This window comes from Bartonella sp. EBT8 (assembly GCF_055796165.1).
Window position 1 is genome coordinate 103,570 of record NZ_JBTTDJ010000004.1, and the last position, 23,494, is coordinate 127,063.

At 37.5% G+C, this 23,494-nt stretch carries 17 protein-coding genes; 8 read left to right on the forward strand and 9 right to left on the reverse strand.

Features of this window, described 5'->3' with window-relative positions; genetic code table 11:
• Nucleotides 1–2: 2 nt before the first annotated feature.
• From AC0QT4_RS04335 to glyA, 5 genes are all read right to left on the reverse strand, one after another.
• The gene (locus tag AC0QT4_RS04335; RefSeq protein WP_473200495.1) at nt 3–458 is read right to left on the reverse strand and encodes a 6,7-dimethyl-8-ribityllumazine synthase; all 456 of its coding nucleotides are present in this window, start codon (nt 456–458) and stop codon (nt 3–5) included.
• A 77-nt stretch (nt 459–535) separates the two neighbouring features.
• Nucleotides 536–1,156: a riboflavin synthase gene (locus tag AC0QT4_RS04340; protein WP_473200496.1), complete on the reverse strand. Its 621-nt coding sequence runs from the start codon at nt 1,154–1,156 to the stop codon at nt 536–538.
• Complete coding sequence (gene ribD / locus AC0QT4_RS04345; RefSeq protein WP_473200497.1) at nt 1,138–2,265, reverse strand: bifunctional diaminohydroxyphosphoribosylaminopyrimidine deaminase/5-amino-6-(5-phosphoribosylamino)uracil reductase RibD; 1,128 nt, start codon at nt 2,263–2,265, stop codon at nt 1,138–1,140. Before ribD ends, AC0QT4_RS04340 begins: the two co-directional genes overlap by 19 nt.
• Entirely contained in the window at nt 2,258–2,740 is a 483-nt protein-coding gene (gene nrdR / locus AC0QT4_RS04350; RefSeq protein ID WP_473200498.1) for a transcriptional regulator NrdR, read from the reverse strand. The genes ribD and nrdR overlap by 8 nt, the downstream gene beginning before the upstream one ends.
• Nucleotides 2,741–2,753: 13 nt before the next feature.
• Nucleotides 2,754–4,067 (reverse strand): serine hydroxymethyltransferase, encoded by a 1,314-nt coding sequence (gene glyA, locus AC0QT4_RS04355; protein ID WP_473200499.1) that lies wholly within the window; start codon nt 4,065–4,067, stop codon nt 2,754–2,756.
• Nucleotides 4,068–4,403: 336 nt separating this feature from the next.
• Between glyA and argC the strand changes: the two genes are divergently transcribed.
• Complete coding sequence (argC, locus tag AC0QT4_RS04360) at nt 4,404–5,339, forward strand: N-acetyl-gamma-glutamyl-phosphate reductase (RefSeq protein ID WP_473200500.1); 936 nt, start codon at nt 4,404–4,406, stop codon at nt 5,337–5,339.
• Between the two features lie 20 nt (nt 5,340–5,359).
• On the opposite strand, the gene AC0QT4_RS04365 is transcribed toward argC, so the two are convergent.
• The 4 genes from AC0QT4_RS04365 to hfq all read right to left on the reverse strand — a co-directional run bounded on the left by AC0QT4_RS04365 (nt 5,360) and on the right by hfq (nt 10,120).
• Nucleotides 5,360–6,451, reverse strand: a complete 1,092-nt coding sequence (locus tag AC0QT4_RS04365; RefSeq protein ID WP_473200501.1) for a COX15/CtaA family protein — start codon at nt 6,449–6,451, stop codon at nt 5,360–5,362.
• 123 nt (nt 6,452–6,574) lie between these two features.
• A complete protein-coding gene (locus AC0QT4_RS04370) occupies nt 6,575–8,341 on the reverse strand; it encodes a GumC domain-containing protein (RefSeq protein WP_473200502.1) in 1,767 nt (588 codons plus the stop codon).
• 142 nt (nt 8,342–8,483) lie between these two features.
• Entirely contained in the window at nt 8,484–9,824 is a 1,341-nt protein-coding gene (gene hflX / locus AC0QT4_RS04375) for a GTPase HflX (RefSeq protein ID WP_473200503.1), read from the reverse strand.
• A 56-nt stretch (nt 9,825–9,880) separates the two neighbouring features.
• Nucleotides 9,881–10,120 (reverse strand): RNA chaperone Hfq, encoded by a 240-nt coding sequence (gene hfq, locus AC0QT4_RS04380; RefSeq protein ID WP_010705211.1) that lies wholly within the window; start codon nt 10,118–10,120, stop codon nt 9,881–9,883.
• A gap of 669 nt (nt 10,121–10,789) precedes the next feature.
• On the opposite strand from hfq, the gene AC0QT4_RS04385 reads away from it, so the two are divergent.
• The 7 genes from AC0QT4_RS04385 (at nt 10,790) to AC0QT4_RS04415 (ending at nt 23,466) form a co-directional block, all read left to right on the forward strand.
• Complete coding sequence (locus AC0QT4_RS04385; RefSeq protein WP_473200504.1) at nt 10,790–15,352, forward strand: hypothetical protein; 4,563 nt, start codon at nt 10,790–10,792, stop codon at nt 15,350–15,352.
• An 801-nt stretch (nt 15,353–16,153) separates the two neighbouring features.
• On the forward strand, nt 16,154–18,487 hold the full coding sequence (locus tag AC0QT4_RS04390) for an NADP-dependent malic enzyme (protein ID WP_473200505.1): 2,334 nt from the start codon (nt 16,154–16,156) through the stop codon (nt 18,485–18,487).
• A gap of 187 nt (nt 18,488–18,674) precedes the next feature.
• On the forward strand, nt 18,675–18,959 hold the full coding sequence (locus AC0QT4_RS04395; protein ID WP_473200506.1) for an acyl carrier protein: 285 nt from the start codon (nt 18,675–18,677) through the stop codon (nt 18,957–18,959).
• Between the two features lie 10 nt (nt 18,960–18,969).
• Entirely contained in the window at nt 18,970–20,145 is a 1,176-nt protein-coding gene (locus tag AC0QT4_RS04400; protein ID WP_473200507.1) for a beta-ketoacyl-ACP synthase, read from the forward strand.
• Between the two features lie 14 nt (nt 20,146–20,159).
• Complete coding sequence (locus tag AC0QT4_RS04405) at nt 20,160–21,434, forward strand: beta-ketoacyl-ACP synthase (protein ID WP_473200508.1); 1,275 nt, start codon at nt 20,160–20,162, stop codon at nt 21,432–21,434.
• A gap of 67 nt (nt 21,435–21,501) precedes the next feature.
• Nucleotides 21,502–22,530, forward strand: coding sequence for a zinc-binding dehydrogenase (locus AC0QT4_RS04410; RefSeq protein WP_473200509.1), 1,029 nt, complete (start codon nt 21,502–21,504; stop codon nt 22,528–22,530).
• 6 nt (nt 22,531–22,536) lie between these two features.
• Entirely contained in the window at nt 22,537–23,466 is a 930-nt protein-coding gene (locus tag AC0QT4_RS04415) for a lipid A biosynthesis lauroyl acyltransferase (RefSeq protein WP_473200560.1), read from the forward strand.
• Nucleotides 23,467–23,494: the final 28 nt, after the last annotated feature.

Below are 23,494 nucleotides of genomic sequence, written 5' to 3' on the forward strand. Positions count from 1 at the left end.
CTTTAATGATTATCTCCAAATCTTTTTTTTAGAGCGATCATACATAAAGCAGCTTTAGCAGCAAAACCACCTTTATTTTTTTCTTCCTGTTTTGCACGTGCCCATGCTTGTCCTTTATTTTCAACAGTTAAAATACCATTTCCAATAGCCAAATTCTTATGAACAGTTAAATCCATTAATGCACGACAAGAATCATTCGCAACAATTTCAAAATGATACGTTTCACCGCGGATAACACAGCCAAGAGCAACATAACCACTGTAAAGTGCTTTACTTTTCTCGGCAAAAGCGATTGCAGCCGGTATCTCTAATGCCCCTGGAACTGTTACAATATCATAACTTGCTTCAGCTTTTTGCAAAGCATCCACTGCACCTGCAAGAAGTGCATCAGAAATCCCATCATAAAATCGCGCTTCAACAATCAATAGATGCAATTTTTCATGTCTCTCTTTTACCATAACAGAATTCCATAAGAAAAATTAACAAAAAAATTAGGCTTTATAGGGTACGAAATTTTGAGAACGACAATCAACTTTCAAATTACGCATCTACCCATTAAACCAGAAAACTTTGCAGCATAACGAGCCAACTGATCGATTTCTAAATTGACTTGGTCTCCAATTTTAGCTTGTCCCCAAGTTGTCATTGCAAGTGTATGACGAATAATAAGAACATCAAAAATACAAGCCTTAACACTGTTAACAGTTAAAGATGTTCCATTGAGTGCAATAGAACCCTTGCTTACAATAAAGGGCATAAATCTTGTTGAAACTTTTAAGAAAAAACGAACTGCATCTCCTTCATTTTTTTGGTCAATAATCTCAGCCAAACCATCAACATGACCAGAAACCAAATGTCCCCCCAGTTCATCACCTAATCGGAGAGAACGCTCTAAGTTAATATAGGTTCCTTTTGTCCACTGTGCTAGATTAGTTAAACGCAATGCTTCTTCCCACGCTTCCACAACAAACCAATTAGTATTCGTTTTGTTTGATCCTCGCTCAACAATTGTCAAACAAATTCCTGAACAGGCAATTGATGAGCCAATTTCTAAACTCTCCAGTGCATAGTGTGTAGAAACATTTAACCGCACCCCTTTCTTCAAAGATTGAACATCTTCAACACAACCGATATCCGTTATAATCCCTGTGAACATAACGTTTTACGCCTCCATTTATAAAAACGGTCATTTCCAAACATTCTTGTTTCAACCTTATGAAATTGCGAGAGATAATTTCCAAAATGAGGAGCTTCAATACGGTTTTTACCCAAAATAACGGGAGCATAAAAACATACCAAATGATCCACACAACCAGAATTTAAAAATTTTTCCCCTGTCTTTACACCTCCTTCAAGTAAAACACTATTGATTCCCCGTTGATAAAGCATCTGTAAAAGAGCAAAAGGTTGCATACAACCATCATTCATTTCTACTGAATACACAGAGACACCACATTGCTCCAGTGCATTTTTTTTGTTTTTCTTTGAAAAACTTGCATCACAAATAATCCATGTAGGAATTCTGTTCGCCGTTTGGACAACTTTTGCATCAAGGGGGATACATAAATCTGCATCCAAAATAATACGTATAGGCGAACGCATCTCCATCCCTGGCAAACGACAACTCAATTGTGGATCATCCGCTAGTATCGTGCCAATCCCAACGAGGATAGCATTATTTTGAGCACGTAGAATATGCGTATGGGTATGAGAAATCATTCCACTAATTTTTATTCCCCCTTGCCCCTTTTTCCCCACACCATTATCAGCAGAAATCGCCATTTTAAAAGTAACAGTACAGCGTTGTAACTTCCTTACACACCAATGTGTACACAATGCTTCAAAAGCTTCTTCAGCCAGAACGCCTTCAACCACTTCAATACCCGCAGCACGTAAAAGAGCAATCCCACGACCATCAACTCTCTCATCTAAATCAGTCAAAGCAATGACAACACGTGAAATACCTGAATTAATGAGTGCATTCACACAGGGCGAAGTTTTTCCATAATGCGAACAAGGCTCTAAAGTCACATAAGCCGTAGCACCATGAGCTAAAGTCCCAGCCATACGCAAAGCTTGCACCTCAGCATGAGGCCTTCCATTGATAGCTGTTACACCATAACCTACAATAAATGCCCCTACAGCATCATCGTTTCGCACAATTAACGTACCAACCGAAGGATTCTCACCTGTAAGACCAACATGACGTTCGGCTAAACGGATAGCGGCAGCCATAAACCGTTCATCTTGTATTTTTTTATTCATCAAAATGAGATTCTGTATCCGTCACACCCTTTGATAACTCATCTATAACATCGTGAAAATCGCTCGCATTACGAAAATCTCGATATACAGAAGCGAAGCGAATATAGGCAATATCATCAATGCTTTTTAATGCTTCCATCACAAGATGTCCAATTTTTTTCGAAGAAATTTCTGGTTCTCCTAAACTCTCAAGTTGACGAACAATACCAGAAATTGCCCGTTCAATATAATCTGGATTAATGTTGCGTTTACGTACAGCTATATCAACTGATCGCATTAACTTATCACGATCAAAGAGCTCACATCGACCACTTTTTTTAGAAACCAAAAGCTCACGCAACTGAACACGTTCAAAAGTTGTAAAGCGACCACCGCAAGCAGAACATACACGGCGACGGCGAATGACAGCCCCCTCTTCCGCAGGACGCGAATCTCTAACTTGTGTATCCTCATATTGACAGTAAGGACAACGCATCTCTTGTGTGCCCTTAAAAAGTGGTAAGATAAGAGTAAAGAGGAAATTTATTTGTTACATCTCTCACCTTTTTCTTAACAGCCATTTCCACAGCATTATTATCTTCATCACTTTGTGTTTCCTTAAGACCATCAAGAACTTCTGAAATCAACTCACCAACTTGAATAAACTCTTTTTCTGCAAAACCACGTGTCGTCGCAGCAGGTGATCCTAAACGAATTCCTGACGTTATAGATGGTGTTTCAGGATCAAAAGGAATACCATTTTTATTACAAGTAATATGCGCTCGTCCCAAAGCCAACTCAGCACGTTTTCCTGTCAATTTTTTGGAACGTAAATCAACCAATAGTAAATGATTGTCTGTACCGCCAGAAACAATATTAAAACCATTACTCTGTAATGTTTTTGCTAAAGTTTTTGCATTGGCAACAACATGAGCGCTGTAGCTCTTAAAAGAGGGTTGTAGAGCCTCCTCAAAGGCAACAGCCTTAGCTGCAATGACATGCATTAAAGGACCACCTTGAAGACCAGGGAAAATCGCTGAATTGATTTTCCTGGCTAATACTTCATCATTTGTCAATATCAAACCACCACGAGGACCTCTCAGCGATTTATGTGTTGTCGTTGTTACAATATGTGCATGCGGAACAGGAGAAGGATGAACACCACCAGCAACCAAACCAGCAATATGAGACATATCAACGAGAAAATAAGCACCAATCTCATCTGCAATTTCACGGAATCTTTTCCAATCCCATAGGCGAGGATAAGACGAGCCACCTGCTATAATAAGTTTTGGCTTACGTTCTTTTGCAAGTCGTTCAACTTCCTCCATATCAAGAATCTGATCTTCTTGACGCACACCATAGGAAACAACATCAAACCATTTTCCTGACATATTGACCGATGAACCATGTGTGAGATGACCACCAGCATTTAGATCTAATCCCATAAATGTATCACCAGGCTGGAGTAAAGCTAAAAAAACAGCTTGATTCATCTGACTACCAGAATTAGGCTGAACATTTGCAAAAGCAGCACCAAAAAGCTCCTTTGCCCGTTCAATTGCTAAATCTTCAACAACATCAACAAACTGACACCCCCCATAGTAACGCTTTCTTGGATAACCTTCTGCATATTTATTGGTTAAAACTGACCCCTGTGCTTCAAGAACGGCTCTTGAAACAATATTTTCTGAAGCAATCAGCTCAATTTCATGTTGCTGACGTTCAAATTCTCCTCTAATTGCCTCAAAAATTGCACCATCAACAGTCTGTAATTCATCATTAAAAAAGCGCTTTTGTATGTCGTTTTCTTGTTGAGTCATAAAACACATTCCTAACATTAAAAAATAAAGTGATTAAACGATAACACAGCAAACCGCACAAACCAAATATTTTCAATCACTCTCATCCGAAAATGGTACAAATATTTACCTAATTTCTTTGCCCTATAAACAAAAAAATCATGCTCAAAAAAGAAGCTCCGTGGGGATGAATTTTTTTCCTCGCACTCCTACTCATCATAATTTTACAAATAAAAAGATCTATAATCTTAGAAAATTCAATAATTTAATGACTATCATTTCAATGGGTAATAATTTAAAATATTGATAATATGAAAAGCGAAATATGCTAAAAGAAGATAATTCAAGGCAAAGAGAATGGCAACAAAAGTTTTTATTGATGGTGAGCATGGAACCACCGGATTACAAATACAAAAACAATTAGCGGAACGTTTGGATTTTAAGTTACTCTCTCTTGCTCATACAGAACGACATAACATTGATCTTCGGCGAGATTATCTTGATCAAGCCGACATTGCCATTTTATGTCTTCCAGATGATGTCGCGCGTGAAACTGTTAACTGGCTTAAAAACAATAAAAAAATTAGAATTATTGATAGTTCCACAGCCCACCGTGTCGCGCCAAACTGGATCTACGGTTTTCCTGAAATGACTGCAGGACAAAAAGAACGTATCCAAGCAGCTCACTACGTGACCAATCCCGGATGTTACCCTACCGGTGCAATTAGCTTAATTCGTCCACTCCGTGAAGCAGGTTTACTAGATTCTTACTATCCTATATCAATTAACGCAATATCCGGCTATACGGGTGGCGGAAAACAACTCATTGCACAAATGGAAAACCAATCTCGACAAAATCAGGTTAGGGAAAATTATTTTATCTATGGTCTCAATCTTCAACATAAACATGTGCCAGAAATTAAAATCTATGGACAACTGAACCAAACACCTATTTTTATACCAAGTGTTGGGCATTTTCCTCAAGGAATGATTGTAAATATTCCTCTCCATCGCCATCTCTTTACAAAATCAGCAAACTGTTCTGATCTGCGTGAGATTCTTGAAAATCATTACAGTGGACAAAATATCATATCAGTTGCATCCCAAGAAGAAACTGATGCTCTCACTAAACTCAATCCAGAATCCTTAGCACATAAAGGTGAAATGAAACTGTTTGTATTTGGCAATGAGCACGAAGGAATTTTCAACCTCTGTGCCATATTTGATAATTTAGGAAAAGGTGCTGCCGCTGCTGCAATTCAAAATCTCGACTTAATGCTTGCAGAGCATTAAACTTCTCTGGAGAAAGATTTTTATTCAACAACACGATAAGCCCCTTTTGTTGCACGCCAATGTGCAACTGAAAAACACAATACGACTAAAGCAACACTTTGGTGCACAAGACCCAAACTTATAGGCACTTCATGTAACAATGTGAGAACACCCAAGATTGCTTGAATGGCTATCATAATGCAGAGAAAAAATGCACGACGAGAATGGGTTGAGTGTGGAACATTCGTCTGCACATATAAAGCATGAATAATCGCTACAGAAAATAAAAAATAAGCAAAAAAGCGGTGAATAAATTGAACAGTCAAAGGATTTTCAAATAAATTGAGCCAAACAGGATTATGCTGGAATAATCCATCAGGAATGATCTGACCATCCATAAGTGGCCATGTATTATAAACTTTCCCTGCATGAAGCCCTGCAACCAAAGCACCCAAATAAATCTCAATCAAGATAAGAATGACGAGCCAACCAGAAAAATATTGAACCTTTTGATTTGCTGGTTTTTCTGAATATTCTGCCAGTCCTCGCGCTAAATAAGTAACAAAAATAATAACAAAACATGCTGTTATAAGATGAAATGCCAAACGATACTGGCTTACACTTGTCAAATTACTCTCACCAATGCCCGAAGCTACCATCCACCAACCAATAAACCCTTGAAGGGCAATAAGAATTGGCACAACGGCAAGTTGAAACAAAATATTTTTTTCAATACGTTTTGTCATCCAAAACCAAAAGAGACCGAATAAAGCCACAAGACCAACAAGACGTCCCAGAATACGATGTGCCCATTCCCACCAGAAAATAACCTTAAACGCACTTAATGTCATATCACGATTAAGGAGCTTATATTGCGCTATTTGTTGATATTTTGAAAATTCTTCTTGCCATTGATCTACACCAATCGGTGGAATGACACCGTGTATTGGCTTCCATTCTGTTATAGACAATCCTGATCCCGTCAAGCGCGTAGCTCCCCCCACTAAAACAATCGCTAAACAAAGTAATAAAATGGAGTAAAGCCACAGCTGAATTTGTTTTCGATTTTTCTTTTGTAATGATATTAAAGCGCTATCATCAAATCTTTGTACTGTCATTTCCGATTGCCCCACGTCTCTCTCCATCCACCAATTCATTTTAAAATTTAAACTTATAAATCTTAGCTATTTTAATATGTACTACAACTTTATGAGAAGGCAAGTGTAGCATTACAAAATGTAAATAGTCTACGACGTTTACGATGCAATCACACGGTAAACAGCTTTCGGAAACTGGCTTACCATTTGTGTCATCCAATCCTGTTCGTTAAGAGCAAGACTACAAATATAATAGTCTGTGAGTTCTGCAAATTGCTCAAATCCATATTTTGGCTCACTCGCCATTTCTAAGATGATAAAATCGTACTCCTTTTTAAATTCCTGTAAGATATGAGGAATTTCATTTGAAAAATTCTGTGCACGAACAGAACTTGTTAACCCTTGAGGAAGAATATCAACTCCCGTATCATAATCGCGATAAACAACATCATGCAACTGGGCATTCCCCGTCAAAACATCACTCATTCCGCGATGAGGACCAATAACTTTCTCTATTTGTTGACCAGAAAGATCAACCAGCAGGATTGTTTTATGTTCTTTTATAAGATGGAGAGAGAGTTTTGCTGCCGTTCGTGCCGCTTCTGTTCCAATGATTGAAATAACCGTTGAAGTACAACACTTCAAAAAATCGGTTAACTCCTCTATGGTAATGAAAGATTCAAAGTCTTTTATTTTCTTAGATACAAAAGTATTTTCATTGCTTTTTAGCTCATTTTTTTCTGATTGATCTTTTTTTACTTCAAAGCATCGATAAAAAAGCAATATCCCTCCCAACAAAGTGACTAAGCTCGCAAACAGACCGATAATAACACTTTTTCCATAAAGTTCCATAAAAGAAATGGGAACTAACCTTATTGGCGCAATCACGTGAATCTTTGTGTTTTCCAACAAAGGAGAAACTCTGCTCATCTCTTTATTTTGTGCATCTACGACTGCTGTTATTTTATTTTCAAATTCATGAAACATTTGATTCAAAGAATCGGACTGATCTTTTACAAAAAAGCTAATCCTTTTTTTGAGCTGTTTTTCAAATTCCGTTGCAATAACCTCATCTGAATGAACTTGATGAATGATCTGTAAAATTTTATTCTCTAATTGATGAGAAATCACCTCTAATTCTGCAGTCATTGCTTTAATTTGAGGATGTGTCCAACCTAATTGTGCAACCATATGCGCTCTTTGTGTTTCCAAAAGATCACGCTTAGATTCTAATGCAGAAACCACTGAATTCCCTGCAATAAATGATAAAGATAACAAAGATTGTCCATTTTCACGCATCATATTAATAGTTGAATTTAAACTCGTTAAATGAATACGCTTTAAAGTTGCTTGTGTTAATTGCACAGAAAGATCATGAAGCTCTGTTTGTTTTACATTGTGATAAATAAAAGAATCAACAGATGAACGAAATTCTTGCACTATAGTAGGTATCTCAACGCTACCATATTGTTGATTAGCCTGCATCTGTGTCAATAACAACTTTTTTTTCTGTTCTATGATTGCTTGTGAAAGCGCAGAAAACCAAGTTTCCACCCCATATTGAGCAGCTTCAGCCGTTCCTGCTTCAAAAGTAAGATCAATAAAATCTCCTTTACGAAACAAACGAATATTTTCATGAAAATCTTGCTTCTGAGAAGAATCTAAAGAAAAATTCTGTAAACTTGACTCGCCTAAAAACATGGGCTTTGAAAATAGGAATGCAAGGATATTGTTTTGTTTCTCAGTTGGCAATGGCTTTCCGACAGAATCAGATAACGAAAAAGTCAAAGTTGCTCGATATATCCGTGGTTGAGTAAAGTAATACAACCAAATTAAAAATGCACACAACCCTGCTAACAGAAAAACGAATAAAAAATTTCGCAGGACCGTGTGTATAAACAGTCTTTTCTTACACTTAAGACTCATTTTTATTTCAACCAATAAAAAACTTCATTATTTTTTTATTAAGAGAAAGTAGTAACTATCCTCTTAACTTGAAGTCATATTATTTTGAGAGAAGAAAAATATAAAAATTAATAAAAAAGAGAGAGAAATATCTCGAAAAAATTTAATTCATACTTTGCTTGATATAATCTAGCTGCTTTTTCGCTTCAGAGGTAAGGACTGCTCTAATGGTAACTGAACCATCCTCATGCCCTTCCTGTACTATTTCACCAGAGTTTGCATAAAACCAATTAATAAGTGACATTTCATGAGGTCGTAAAAGACATTCAACATTTTGCAGTTCTCCAAAAATTCGCTTTTCAATTGTCGTTAACAATTGATCAAGTCCATTACTCATGAGCCCTGATACCATTACTGCAGGATTTAATCGTGTTTTCGCGCTTGTTTGCAAAACATTTAATGCGTGCTCATCCAACAAATCAACCTTATTCCAAACTTCTAAGATATGCTCTCTCTCATCAATATCGATACCAAGACTCGAAAGCACTTCCAAAACATCTTGAGCATGCACACGATGATCAATATCTGATATATCCCTTACATGAAGAATGAGATCAGCCTCAACCACTTCTTCAAGAGTTGCTCGAAAAGCTGCAATCAAGTGCGTTGGTAAGTTAGAAATAAAACCTACAGTATCAGATAAAAGAATAGTTTTTCCGTGGGGAAGAACAACTTTGCGTAAAGTTGGATCAAGTGTTGCAAACAACATATCCTTTGCTAATACATTTGCACCGCTTAAACGGTTAAAAAGAGTTGATTTTCCTGTATTGGTATATCCTACTAAAGCAACAACAGGATGGGACGTTTTTTTTCTTTTTGCTCTATGAAGAGTACGTGTTTTAATCACTGTCTCCAATTCGCGTCGGATACGAATAATTTTTTCTTGCAAAAGACGCCTATCCGCTTCAATTTGAGTTTCACCAGGACCACCTAGAAAACCACCTCCACCACGTTGTCTTTCCAAGTGTGTCCAACTCCGCACAAGCCTGCTTTTTTGATAAGATAAATGCGCCAATTCGACTTGCAAAACCCCTTCTTTTGTTCGCGCACGATCCCCAAAAATTTCAAGAATCAAAGCCGTTCTATCAATAACTTTGCAATTCCATAATTTCTCTAAATTACGCTGCTGCACTGGTGTTAAAAAATGATCTACAATTGTAAGCTCAATATTCTCTTCACCTATGTAATGGGCAAGCGCATCTACTTTACCCTTTCCAAACAACGTTGCAGGACGGAGCGTAAAGAGAGGAAGTGTTTCATAATGAATAACTTTTAACCTAATAGCACGGACTAACCCCAATGCCTCTTCAACTCGAGAGGATAATGATCCACCTTTTGAATCACTCTCACTATTTTTTTGAAAAATCGGCATCAAAACAAGTGCGCGCACTTGTTTTTCAATCTGTGAAGAAAATCCCCTAAATCTCTCATTTTCATTTATCATGGTGACCTAAGCACTTTATAAAATGGGATCAGAGGTCTAAAATTAAGGTAATTTGTTTATTCAGAACTTTCACCTTCAAACATTTGTACAGGTTGTCCCGGCATAATTGTAGAAATAGCATGTTTATAAACCAATTGCGCATGTCCGTCACGACGCAAAAGAACACAAAAACTATCAAACGAGGTTACGATACCCGTTAATTTAACGCCATTTACAAGAAAAATTGTAAGAGAAATTTTTTGCTTGCGCACCGTATTTAAAAATACATCTTGCAGGTGTTGTGATCGTTCTGCCATTATTCTTACACCTTTATCTCGAATTACATAAAACATTCGTGCATGCATATCGACTGAAAAATATCCAATTGTCAACGTAGGAGCTTTAAAAATTAGCAAAAGATAACACAATACCCAAAAAACGTGATTCAAAGCAATGAACACAATAATTTGCGGAAACCCACTAGAAAATATGAAACTTTACACCCTCACTTATAAAATTCATGACATTTCAGTTTACATTCTTAAAACATTGCAGATACTTCTTAACAGTGCAGATCTCGAAAGTATAGGTTAACTCCTCTCCTTGATTCTCATTCATAATAGCATAACTCATGAATCATCATCTTATAAAAATATGACAGGTTGCATTGGTACACTACAGATTTCTTTCATATTGTGCATAACTACCGTTAAATTGGCCTTACTCAAATAAAGTAAGCACATAATGCCCCCTATAAAAAAGTTGTAAACAGTATTCTTATTTTTGCTATAATAAAATAATATGTTGTTTTTATTGTATTTTATATCATTTTAGAACAGGTTAAAGGAACCACGTTAACTTTATCTTGATAAGTTTTCAAAATTTTGCCCAGAACATATTCCTTTCTAAATAATTAACAGCTAGTATATTAGCGTATCTGGAGGAGGACGTATCCCTTTATCCATCTGTAAGAGTACGAGGCGAGTATGGCACGCAGAACCAAGTTACAAACATTTGAAATTGAAGTTGAAGAAGCTCTCTCAAAGGCTATGAACTTTAATTTTGATGACGCAACAATTGAAACGATCTCATCTGATAATTCTGAAAATGTTGTTAATGTAGATGATTTAATTCAAAAAATTGCAATGGCAGAAGAAGAAATTTTCTCTGAAAATAGCACTTCAACTTTTGTCTCCAATATTCATGATAACGCTGTGATTGATGAATCCGTTGTTGAACAGCTTTTTGCCCCGAAACCTGAATATGACATTTCAGGTGGAACTGTTCATAATACATTGCTGTCTAAACAACTTCTTCCTGCTAACGATGACGTAACAACTCCTGCAAATTTTAGCTTATTAAAGCAGCGCTCTACCTCTCGAATCTATTGGTGTACAACAGCACTCAGTGCTCTATGGGCAACAGGAGGTGCCTTTGTTGCTCATAAGCTGGCCCCTACTGGACTCAACTCCTTATCGAATATCACTACCTTTATTACATCACCAATGGGACTAGCGGTAGCAGCTGGAACAGCGATCCCTATCCTTATATCTTGGGGAATCGCTCAATTAACAAAACGTTCAAATGAATTGCATAATATCGCTCTACTTATGACCAATGCTGCACAGCGCCTTAGTGAACCACAACATATATCTGAAAAACAAGCTGTCGCTATAGGTCAGACCATTCGTGAAGAAGTCGCAGCCATGAATGAGGGAATTGAACGCACTCTTGGGCGTGCTGTTGAGCTTGAAGCAATCATACAAGGAGAAGTTCATAATCTAGAACAAGCCTATGCTGAAAATGAATCACGCATTCACACGTTAATTAAAGAATTGAGCAATGAACGCATAGCCATTTTAAATCATGCTGATCGCGTACAATTAACAATTAAAGGGACACAAGAACAACTGAGTGATGAGTTTGGCTTAGTTACCTCTAAAATTGTAACCAACGTTGAGAAGCTTGCACAAACTCTTTCTCAGACTTTACAAAAACAAGGAGAAGATCTTGTTGCAAAACTTTCCTACGCAGGTGATGGTGTAACAAATCAGCTTGTTGAAAAATTTAATCAAACCACGACACAAATTCAGCAAAAAAACACCGAGTTTTTCCATGAATTAGGAAAAAACTTTGATGGTTTCTCAGAACGTTTTGATAATAATGAAAAACAAATAGAGAAAACCTTTAATGAAACAGCTGCTAAAGCTGAAAGGCACATCGCTAAAATTGCAACGCATATACAAACAGCGACAGACCAGACTTTCCATAATATTGATGAGAAATTTAAAACACTGGATGAAGCTATTATTGATCGCAACAATCAATTTCTACAGAGTTTCGATAAAAAAATCATACAGCTCGATCAAAAAGCATACAATCTTTCTTCTAAATTTGATAACGTAACTTCAGGAGCAATTGAGGCTTTTGAAAACCGTTTAGCAACTGTTGATCTTTCTCTTAAAGAACACAGTGATTCTATCATCGAATCCTTTATTGCTCGCAGTCAAATGCTAGAAGATAATGCTGAAAAGCTTGGGAATTTCTTGGAGTCCCATGTCTTGCAAATTAATACAAATCTGCAAGAAAGAACCGCTGATATTACCGAGGCATTTACAAATGGGCATGAGATTATTCTTTCCGCAATCGATAAAAGTAAAGAACGGCTAAGAGAGGAAGTTCAACATGTCGATAGTGCTGTCATTGATATCATACAAGAGCGCTCAAAAGACTTCAAATTACAGCTTTCTGATCAAAGAGCTCTGATGGCAGATATGCTTGATAAAGAAAAGCATAAAATTGCTGAGACACTAAAAGATCAAATTGATACCTTGGCTCAAAACACTTCAAGTCTTGAACAGGTTTTGATTGATAACGTTCAAATCGTTGATCAGCATGCTGAAAATCATGTTGCAAATATAGTTCAATGCACAGAAAGACTCCAAGAAGTCATTGTACAAAGCAGCAATACAACAAAAGAAGCTTTAGAAGCACAAGCTAGAAATATTGATATACGTGCCGATGCTCTGCGTGACTCTTTAGCGATTAATAGTTTTTCTCTTAATGAAGTTCTTGCAGATCAGGCACGTACACTTGAGCAACGGATGGAAACGATCCATAATCTCATCGCAAAAAGTGATATACGTGTCGATGTTGCATTAAAGAAACAGATAGACTTGGTTGAGAATGCAATTGCTGCCAATAACAATAATATTACTGAAACTGTTCAAAGCCATATTAAAAACTTAGAAAACCATGCCGAAATTTTAAGGAGCACTCTCTCTCAGTCTAGTGGTACATTCTTTGAAACCCTTGATACGCGCATAGAATCGTTTGACACAAATCTGGAAATCCGTGCCCATAAGATCTTTGAGCATGCAACCACGCTAGAGGAGACTTTGTCCGAAAAACTTGGCCAAGTATGTGAAACGATCGCAATGCAAACATCTGCTCTTGAGGAACGTTCTGACACATTAAAAACCTCTATCATGCTTAATAATGAACAAAGCCAGATAATTCAACAAGCGTTGGAAACAAACATTGATAATATGCGCATCACATTAGAGGATTCTGTTAATAGTGTTACAGATAACTTACAGAATAAGATTATCAAAGCCTCTGATGTTCTTTCTTCTACAGGTGAACAGATAGTTTCCTCTGTTGCAGATGTTGCCTTAAAAGCGGAAAATATTCTCTCAGAATCTGGTAATCGCATTGTATCAAACGTTAAACAAACAGTTTATGATACCAGTGAAAAAGTTCTGTCTGTTCTGTCTGAGCAAACAGCTCATACCGTTGAAGCTTTCACAACTGCCAGTCATAATGCACAAGCATTGTTGAATGAAACGATTCATACTTCAACAACAGCAATTGAACAAGTCCTTAGCGAACGCTGCAATGTTCTTCATCATTCGATGCAGAATCTTAAAAATAATTTAGGATATCAGCTTTCTGATGTGAGCAGCCGTTTGGAAGAAGCAAAAAATCAAACAGCTACTCAAATTTCAGAACATGTAGGAAAAATCACTGAATTGACAGACCATTTAAATCAAGCAGCACAAAGCACAACGGAGTCAATTAGTCATTTAACAGCACATATTGGTGAACAACTTTCTCTCTCAACACAAGATGCGGAACAAAGAATTTATGCACACAGCGAATCTTTAGTGAATAGTTTGACTCAAGCCAATTCTGAAACAGTTCAAACAGTAACTGCTATGAAAGAAGATCTCGTCAACAATGTTTCATCTATTCTTAAACAGTTGAATCAATCAGTTTACAGCTTCCACGAAAATAGCAATGTTTTATTATCGGCCGTTCAAAATATTGATGGTCAATTTAGCGAGACAGCAAATAATTTCTTCCGCAACACTAAACAAGTGACGGAGCATCTCTCAGCCTCCAATCAAGCACTCAATAATAATGTCGAAGTTCTGCAAGGGCTTTCACAAAATACATTTGAGCAAATTAGTCATATCACAAGCAGCTTCGGTGAACATGCTAAAACACTGTCTGAGACTATTCACATTCTTGAACAGTCCGAAAATTCATTGAATACAACGCTTGAAGAGAAACATAACACGCTCTCTGCGTTAAGCGATGCTCTTGTTTCAAAGTCTAATGAAATCAATCAGCTCATTGAACATTATGAAGATGTTCTCAGCTTAGCACTTGAACGTACTGATAAAAATACACGTAATTCCACACATTCGCTCCAACAATCACTTAATCAGCTGATTAATGAAGCTTCAACGCGTTTTTCAGGAGCAGCAGAGGATATACGCCGTTCAGCGGATGAGATTCGTTTAGAACTTTCAAAAATTAATAATGATATTCATGAGAGTTTTCAAAAAATACCTGCAACAACAAAAGAAACAACGCAAACAATTCGTACTGCTCTCAATGAACAAATTACAGCATTAAAGGATTTAGCAAATGTTGTACAAAAAGCTGATCAAAAGAATGCAAATGAGCGGCGGATATCGGCACTTCCTACATCATCAACACTTCAGAGAAATGATAATATTACCCCTGATGTCATCAAGAAAATCGTGCCGCCTAAACCTATTTTACAACAAGACCCAAGCAAAAAAAGGCAAAATAAATGGGTATCAAATCTCCTAGAAAGAGCTTCGCGTGAAGAAACTTGGTATGATGAAATGCCTGATAATGGTGTTTTAGCATCCGTACAAACAAAACCACGTCCTGCAAATGTGTCTCTTAACTCGTTAGCAACAGGTATATTACAGGCTATTAACCACAATGCTGTCGTTGAACTATGGGATCATTATCAGCGTGGACAAAAAAACATCGTAACAGAACATCTCTATACTTTAAGCGGGAAAAACATGTTTGAAATGATTAAGAAAAAATATATGAATGATGTTGATTTTAAGCGTTCAGTTAATCAGTATATTGCAGATTTTGAAAAACTCTTACGTGAGGTATCCCATGGTTCTGGTTTTTCTAACTCCGTTCGGAAATATCTGATATCGGATACTGGAAAGGTCTATACAATGCTTGCTCATGCAAGTGGCCGTATCCAATAGAGAACAACAGAGGTGGGAAAGATATTTTTCCACTTTTGTTTTTCTATTTGTATTCAGAGTTTATCGTTACATATAATGCATTGGTTTTCAAATGGAGTGCTATATTACAAATTAAAGAAATGATTTGTATGCCGCTTTCTGCTCTATTCTAAGCAATAGCACTCTCAAAGTAGCATACTCAATTCCCAAATAAATGAAAAGAGGATAAGCAAGCATACCCCTTTCTTAGTTTCTTTGTTACCCTCTTCTACAGAGCTATGATAAAAAACGAACAATACACGTATAAAATACTTAATGAGAGATTTTCCAACTCAAGTTTTATTTATTGAAATACACGTTTTTTCTATAATAAAAAACTTTTTAAAATTATACAGAAGATTAGAACTTATAAAGGGTGGTCTATAAATTATACATCCACTTGTAGAACATATTAAAGAAAGCACGCATTTATAACAATCAGGTTAAATGAATAAAAGTACTCTTTTATTCTTGCTTATCTCACCAGCATTGCAAAAAAGATAACTGCTTGGTAATGTAAGCATCAGGAATATTGTACTTATTAAAAAAATGACTCATTTCCACGAATTGTGATTAAGGAGAAAAAACTCATTGGGCTGATATCAAAACAAAATTAATGAGTGCAAGCAAAAAGAAACATCAAATTAATTAAACAATCCAGAAGAATTTGTTCACACTCGTTGCATTTTTGTAATTAGAGAAATTAAGCTTTAGCAGTAGATAAAACCTTATCACAAATGGAACACTCATATAAATGTATACTATAACTTGGATATCATAAAAATGTCTACAGAACGAAATCGTAATTTCAGTTCACAAAAAACTGAACTTGAGAGTGCCGCACTCTTTTATCACCAGTATCCAAAACCTGGAAAATTAGAAATACAAGCGACAACACCCCTTGATAATCAGCGTGATCTGGCTCTTGCTTATTCCCCAGGAGTCGCTGCACCGTGTCTTGCAATTCACAAAGATCCAAATCTTGCAGCGCAATATACCTCCCGTTCTAATTTAGTCGCAGTTATATCAAATGGAACGGCTGTATTGGGCTTAGGAAATATTGGTCCCCTCGCCTCAAAGCCGGTTATGGAAGGAAAAGCTGTTCTTTTTAAAAAATTTGCTAATATTGATGTCTTTGATATTGAAATTGATACACCCAATATTGAACAAATGGTAGAAACTGTCTCTGCTTTAGAACCTACATTTGGTGGTATTAACCTCGAAGATATTAAAGCTCCTGAATGTTTTGAAATTGAAGAAAAACTCCGCTCTCGTATGAATATTCCAGTTTTCCATGATGACCAACATGGAACTGCTATTATTGTTTCTGCAGCGGTATTAAATGCCTTAAATCTTTCTGGAAAAAAAATTGAAAACGCCAAAATAGTTGCTTCTGGCGCGGGTGCCGCAGCTTTAGCCTGTATTAATCTTTTGGTTCGCCTTGGAGCAAAAGTTGAAAATATTTGGCTAAGCGACTTAGAGGGAGTTGTTTATAAAGGTCGCAAAGCTCTTATGGATCGTTGGAAAATGAGTTATGCACAAAACACTGATGCCCGAACTCTATCCGAAATTATTGATAATGCGGATATTTTTTTAGGTGTATCAGCGGGTGGTGTTTTGAAACCTGAATATCTGAAAAAAATGGCTCCAAATCCATTAATTTTAGCACTTGCTAATCCAACACCGGAAATTATGCCAGAAGAAGCACGCTCCACACGGCCGGATGCAATGATCTGCACAGGACGTTCTGATTATCCCAATCAGGTTAATAATGTTCTTTGTTTTCCTTATATTTTCCGTGGTGCATTAGATGTTGGAGCCACAGCAATCAATGAAGAAATGAAAATGGCCGCAGTTCATGCAATTGCAGCTCTCGCTCGCGAAGAAACTTCAGATGTTGCAGCGCGTGCATATTCAACCCCCCCTCCTATTTTTGGTCCAGACTATCTAATCCCCTCCCCCTTTGATCCACGATTAATACTGCGTATAGCCCCTGCTGTTGCGAAAGCCGCAATGGAAACTGGTGTTGCATTACGGCCGATTGAAGATATGGAAGCCTATCATGATATCCTTAATCGATTTGTATTCCGCTCCGGCTTAATGATGAAACCTGTCTTTGCAGCAGCAAAAACAGCAAAACGCAAACGGGTTATTTATGCCAATGGTGAAGATGAGCGCGTACTTCGAGCAGCACAAGTTGTACTTGAAGAACAAACGGCAATACCTCTCCTCATTGGCCGTCCACATGTCGTAGAGGCAAGACTAAAACGCTTTGGTTTAAGAATTCGCCCCGGTATAGATTTTGAACTTACAAATCCAGAAGATGATCCTCGCTTTCGTGATTATGTTAATTTATTTCTTCGGTACACAGGAAGACGTGGTGTTTCACCCGACGTTGCAAAAACAATTGTCAGAACATCAACAACAGCGATTGCAGCACTTGCCGTGATGCGTGAAGAAGCGGATGCAATGATTTGTGGCTTAGAAGGACGTTTTGAACGTCATCTTGAATTGATTGAACAAATTATTGGTCTTGATTCAAATGTTCGTCATTTTTCTGCTGTAAGTTTGCTTATTTCTCAACGTCGCACTCTTTTTCTAACAGATACTTACGTCAATGAAGATCCTTCTGCAGAAGAAATAGCAGAAATGTCAGTGCGGGCAGCTCAAGAAATTGAAGCATTTGGTATAACACCAAAAGCAGCATTATTATCACACTCAAACTTTGGCTCAAAAAATACAGCAAGCGCACGTAAAATGCGCCGAGCGACAGAAATTCTTGCTAAATTATGCCCAAATTTAGAAGCTGATGGTGAAATGCACGGTGATGCTGCACTTTCTAAAGTTTTTCGCGATCGCGTTTTTCCCGATTCGCGCCTCAAAGGTGAAGCTAATTTGCTTGTCTTTCCAACACTTGATGCAGCGAATATAACACTCAATCTCGTAAAAAATCTAACCAATGCACTTCACGTAGGCCCCATTTTAATTGGAGCCTCACGTCCTGTACATATTCTAACACCTTCAGTAACTTCACGAGGAGTTGTTAATATGACAGCTCTTGCTGTTCTCGCTGCCAATAGAAAAAATTCCATGAGCAAAATAAATAAAAATAAGTGAACACAAAATAAAATTTCAAATCTTATCATAAACTTAAAGTGTGTCATTTTAAACACTGCAAACTTATTTTCTCTATGAAAAGACAGCTACTCTCTGAATTAAGCTTTTTTTTGAAGGAAAAAGGGACTAAAATAAGGAAAATGAATATATTTTGATTTTATCACCCCCTATAATAAGGAACTGCACATTGTCCTCTACGTTTGATAAAGTTGCCGATATTATCGCAGAAATTAGTGAAATTGATCGTAGCACAATCACACCTGAAAGCCATACAATTGATGATTTGGGAATCGATAGTCTTGATTTTCTTGATATTGTTTTCGCTATCGATAAAACTTTTGGGATTAAAGTTCCACTAGAACAGTGGACACAAGAAGTTAACGAAGGTGCCGTCACAACTGAGGAATACTTTGTTCTTAAAAACCTCTGTACAAAAATTGATGAACTCGTTGCTTTAAAGCAGGCAGAATAACTTTTCCATCATGCATGATCAAGCTGTATTCATTACTGGTATAGGACTTATAACCTCTCTAGGTGAAGGAGTTGAACACCATTGGGAACTCTTAAACGATCCTATAATTACACCAAATCTTGATTGTACAACTTTTTCCCCCTACATTGTCCATCAATTATCTGAAATTGATTGGAGTTTACAAATTCCCAAAAAAAGTGATCAACGGCAAATGGGCACATGGCAACGCCTTGGTACCTATGCGGCTGGTCTTGCTCTTGATGATGCAGGCATGAAAAATAATGAACAATTAACATCAACAATGGATATGATTGTTGCAGCAAGTGGAGGAGAACGTGATATTATTGTTGATACACAAATTCTCTCACAAGCACGGACAGCAATTGATCCTGCTTCCATGTTAAATTCGATCCTTTCCACTGAACTTCGTCCCACTTTATTTCTAGCGCAATTATCAAATCTTTTAGCTGGAAATATTTCAATTGTTCATAAAGTTACCGGATCTTCTCGCACCTTTATGGGAGAAGAAGGGTGTGGACTTTCTGCACTTCAAATTGCGGTAGCCCGTATTCGATCAGGACAGAGTACACACGCACTGGTAGGCAGCTCCTATAATGCACAAGGTTACGATATGTTGCTGGCCCATGAACTTGGAAACCTTTTAACACGGGATGGGTGGACACCAGTGTGGGAACGTAAAAAATATCCTGGAGGCGGTGTTATAACTGGTTCTGGTGCTATTTTTCTGGTCCTTGAAAGCAGAGCACACGCAGAAAAACGGAATGCACATGCTTATGCTGAAATTAACCAGATACTGACGGATCAAATAGATAGAACAAAAATTCCCCTTGAAGAATCAATTGTATCGATGCTGAAAACAATGGCAGCTAAATCTACTTTAGCCATTTCAGCTGCTTCAGGTTTTCATGAAGTAACAAAAGCAGAAAAAAGAGCTCTTGAGGCTGCTGATCTTTCTTATCGCGGTGTTACAACATTATTTGGGTATATGCGGGAAGCACAATTTCCTTTAGCACTCGCACTTGCCGCCATTTCTGTTGAAAAAAAACGCAGTTTTCCAGCCTTAAGTGATCATGAAAAGCCTTTTTCTAAAGAAGTGCAAGAAGCATTTGTCACAACGATTGGAATAAAAAGAGCTGAAGGTCTAGTCCGACTAACTGCTGTTTGAGGGAGATTTCTGTAGTGAAATATGATGATCATCTCGGACGTCCACTTGTCGCCGTAACTGGAGCAGGAATTGTAACATCACTGGGACAAGGCAAACACGAAAATTGGCAAAAATTAACAAGTGGAGTTAGCGGAATCCATAAAATAACGCGTTTTTCTGTTGAGGGATTAAAGACATATATCGCTGGAACTGTTGATTTTCTTAAAGAAAGTACACTTGGTGCTTCAGCTCTCTCTGAAAAACTCGCTTATCTCGCAGCAGAAGAAGCTTTAACGCAAGCCGTGCTTGATAAAACGAATTTTGATGGACCACTTTTTTTAGCAGCGCCTCCTGTTGAGCTTGAATGGGCAGCGCGTTTTGCCCTTGATCAAGAAGAGGCATTCAATAATGAACCTTCTTATGCTCATCTTCTTGAAGTCTGCCGCCATAAGATTCACAAAAAACTCTTTGAGAACACACAATTTGGTACCATTGCAGAAAATCTTCAAAAACAATTTGGAACAAAGGGACTTCCTGTTACACTCTCTACCGCCTGCGCATCTGGTGCAACAGCTATTCAATTAGGCGTTGAAGCTATTCGACGGGGAGAAACAAATCGTGCACTTACCATTGCTACGGATGGTTCAGTTTCTGCAGAATCTCTTATTCGCTTTTCCTTATTATCTGCTCTTTCAACCCAGAATGATCCTGCAGAAAAAGCAGCAAAACCCTTTAGCCGTGATAGAGATGGTTTTGTTATGGCAGAAGGATCAGGCTCTCTTGTTCTTGAGTCTCTTAAGAACGCATTAGATCGCAATGCTACGATTTTAGGAATTTTGGCTGGTTGTGGAGAAACAGCGGATGATTTCCATCGTACACGCTCAAAACCTGACGCTTCCCCAGCAATTGAATCTGTTCGTAAAGCCTTAGATGATGCAAAAATAACCATCAATGAAATTGACTATATTAATGCCCATGGAACCTCAACACCTGAAAATGAAAAGATGGAATATCTCGCATTGTCAACAGTCTTCGGTGATATTTTAGAACATATCCCTGTTTCTTCTAATAAATCAATGATTGGCCATACACTCACTGCCGCTGGCGCTATAGAAGCCGTTTTTTCACTTTTAACAATTCAATCGGGAACGCTTCCCCCTACAATCAATTATGATGATCCTGATCCTGCTATTCCTTTAGACGTTGTTCCTAATCATAGCCGTAAAGCTCGTGTCAATGCAGTTTTATCTAACTCATTTGGATTTGGTGGTCAAAACACAAGTCTTGTTATCACCGCATATAAAGGCTAAACCTTTTTAAACTGAGCAAACTTGGTATACTTAACCTAAGAGCTATATATATTTGAGGGGAGAAATAATGCATGCACTGCAATTGTTGAATGAACGCCAGCTTGAAATCACCAATATTTCCCCGCCACCGCCACCCAATCATGATGAAGTAACAGTGCGGATAAAAGCCGTTGCTCTTAACCATATTGATGTATGGGGTTGGCGTGGTATGGCCTTTGCTAAAAGAAAAATGCCACTCATCATTGGTGCAGAAGCTTCTGGTGAGGTCATACAACGAGGAAGTAATGTTAAAAATTTACAACTCGGACAGATCGTCTCAATTTATGGAGCCCAAACCTGTGGAACATGCCAAGCTTGTCGTGAGGGACGTGATAATCTTTGCAGTCATGTAAAAGGCGTCTACGGTTTTCATCTTGATGGATTTGCCTGTGAACTTGTCAATCTACCAGCACGCCTATTAGTCCCAGCCCCTCCAAAATGTAATGAACTACAAGCAGCTGTAGCTCCAATTACTTTTGGCACTGTAGAACATATGCTTTTCGATAATGCAAAACTACAAGCCGGAGAAACAATCCTGATACAAGCGGGTGGTTCGGGTATTGGCTCAGCAGCCATTCAACTTGCAAAACATATGGGATGCACAGTTATTACGACCGTAGGTTCAGATGAAAAAATTGCAAAAGCACAAGCTCTTGGAGCAGATCATGTTATTAATTACCGTAAAGATCGTTTTGAAGGTGTGGTCCGCAAATTAACTCAAAAAAAAGGTGTAGATGTTGTTTTTGAGCATGTAGGGGTTGAGACATGGAATGGTTCTCTGTTGTGTATGAAACGAGGAGCACGATTAGTAACTTGTGGTTCTACCTCTGGAGTTACAGCATCAATAAATCTCATGCATCTCTTTCAGCAACAATTGAAAATATTTGGTTCCTTCGGCTGTCGTATAGAAAATATGCATAACGCTATGCAAAAAATGGCACAAGGTGTTGTACACCCTGTCATTGATACAATTGTTAGATTTGATGAAATTGATACAGCTTTACAGCGCATGGAAAGCCGTGATGTTTTTGGTAAAATTATTCTTAAAATCGATTAAATTATGATAAAATTTTATATTAAAATTTTTATGTATCGTATTAAAATTATAGTAAAAAAAATATTTTACTTTTTATGGGCATTTTTACTCATTGGTTCTTTAAATATTTTAAAATATTTTCCTGCTAACATTGGAATTTCTTTCTTTTCTTGGGTAGCAAAAAAAATTGGTCCTCGTGTCCATCGTCATAAAATTGCGCTCGCAAATCTTAAAGCTGCATATCCAGAAAAAACAGAAAAAGAACTACATACAATTGCAATGGAAATGTGGGAGAATATAGGAAAATTTCTCGCTGAATATATTTTTCTTGATAGAATTTTTGATTTTGATCCTCATGCAGACCAACCAGGACTCATTGAAGTTAAGGGGGTCGAGATATTTCAACGATTAAAGGATGAAAAAAAACCGCATATTTTCTTTACAGCTCATACTGGTAATTTTGAGCTTCTCCCTATCTGCGCTCAAAGTTTTGGTCTTAATATGACAGTACTCTTTAGACCACCCAATAATCCCTACATTGCAAAAAGAGTCCTGAAGGCTCGACAAACTTCTATGGGACATCTAGTCCCTTCTAAAGCAGGTGCAGCTTGGGCATTAGCTGCAAAATTAGCAGAGGGGCAAAATGTTGGTATGCTTGTTGATCAAAAGTTTCGTCGCGGTGTTTTAGGAACATTTTTTAATAGACCATTGAAAACAAATCCCTTAATTATAAAACTTGCACGACAATATGATTGCGATATTTACCCAGCACGTTGTATCCGACTAGCTGGAGGGCATCATCGCTTAGAACTATATGAACGTATAAAACTCCCACTTGATGAAAACAATGAAATTGATATAGCTGCTTCTATGCAAAAATTAAATGATATTGTTGAAAGTTGGATACGTGAATATCCCGGACAATGGACTTGGTTACATAGGCGTTGGGATAGCTAATATATTAAAAAAGATTTATAGGAAATGC

Excerpts from the sequence above, each read along its gene's own strand:
- AC0QT4_RS04335 (WP_473200495.1), bottom strand. The coding sequence starts at position 458 with ATGGTAAAAGAGAGACATGAAAAATTGCATCTATTGATTGTTGAAGCG.
- AC0QT4_RS04340 (WP_473200496.1), bottom strand. The coding sequence starts at position 1,156 with ATGTTCACAGGGATTATAACGGATATCGGTTGTGTTGAAGATGTTCAA.
- ribD (WP_473200497.1), bottom strand. The coding sequence starts at position 2,265 with ATGAATAAAAAAATACAAGATGAACGGTTTATGGCTGCCGCTATCCGT.
- nrdR (WP_473200498.1), bottom strand. The coding sequence starts at position 2,740 with ATGCGTTGTCCTTACTGTCAATATGAGGATACACAAGTTAGAGATTCG.
- glyA (WP_473200499.1), bottom strand. The coding sequence starts at position 4,067 with ATGACTCAACAAGAAAACGACATACAAAAGCGCTTTTTTAATGATGAA.
- argC (WP_473200500.1), top strand. The coding sequence starts at position 4,404 with ATGGCAACAAAAGTTTTTATTGATGGTGAGCATGGAACCACCGGATTA.
- AC0QT4_RS04370 (WP_473200502.1), bottom strand. The coding sequence starts at position 8,341 with ATGAGTCTTAAGTGTAAGAAAAGACTGTTTATACACACGGTCCTGCGA.
- hflX (WP_473200503.1), bottom strand. The coding sequence starts at position 9,824 with ATGATAAATGAAAATGAGAGATTTAGGGGATTTTCTTCACAGATTGAA.
- hfq (WP_010705211.1), bottom strand. The coding sequence starts at position 10,120 with ATGGCAGAACGATCACAACACCTGCAAGATGTATTTTTAAATACGGTG.
- AC0QT4_RS04385 (WP_473200504.1), top strand. The coding sequence starts at position 10,790 with ATGGCACGCAGAACCAAGTTACAAACATTTGAAATTGAAGTTGAAGAA.
- AC0QT4_RS04390 (WP_473200505.1), top strand. The coding sequence starts at position 16,154 with ATGTCTACAGAACGAAATCGTAATTTCAGTTCACAAAAAACTGAACTT.
- AC0QT4_RS04400 (WP_473200507.1), top strand. The coding sequence starts at position 18,970 with ATGCATGATCAAGCTGTATTCATTACTGGTATAGGACTTATAACCTCT.
- AC0QT4_RS04410 (WP_473200509.1), top strand. The coding sequence starts at position 21,502 with ATGCATGCACTGCAATTGTTGAATGAACGCCAGCTTGAAATCACCAAT.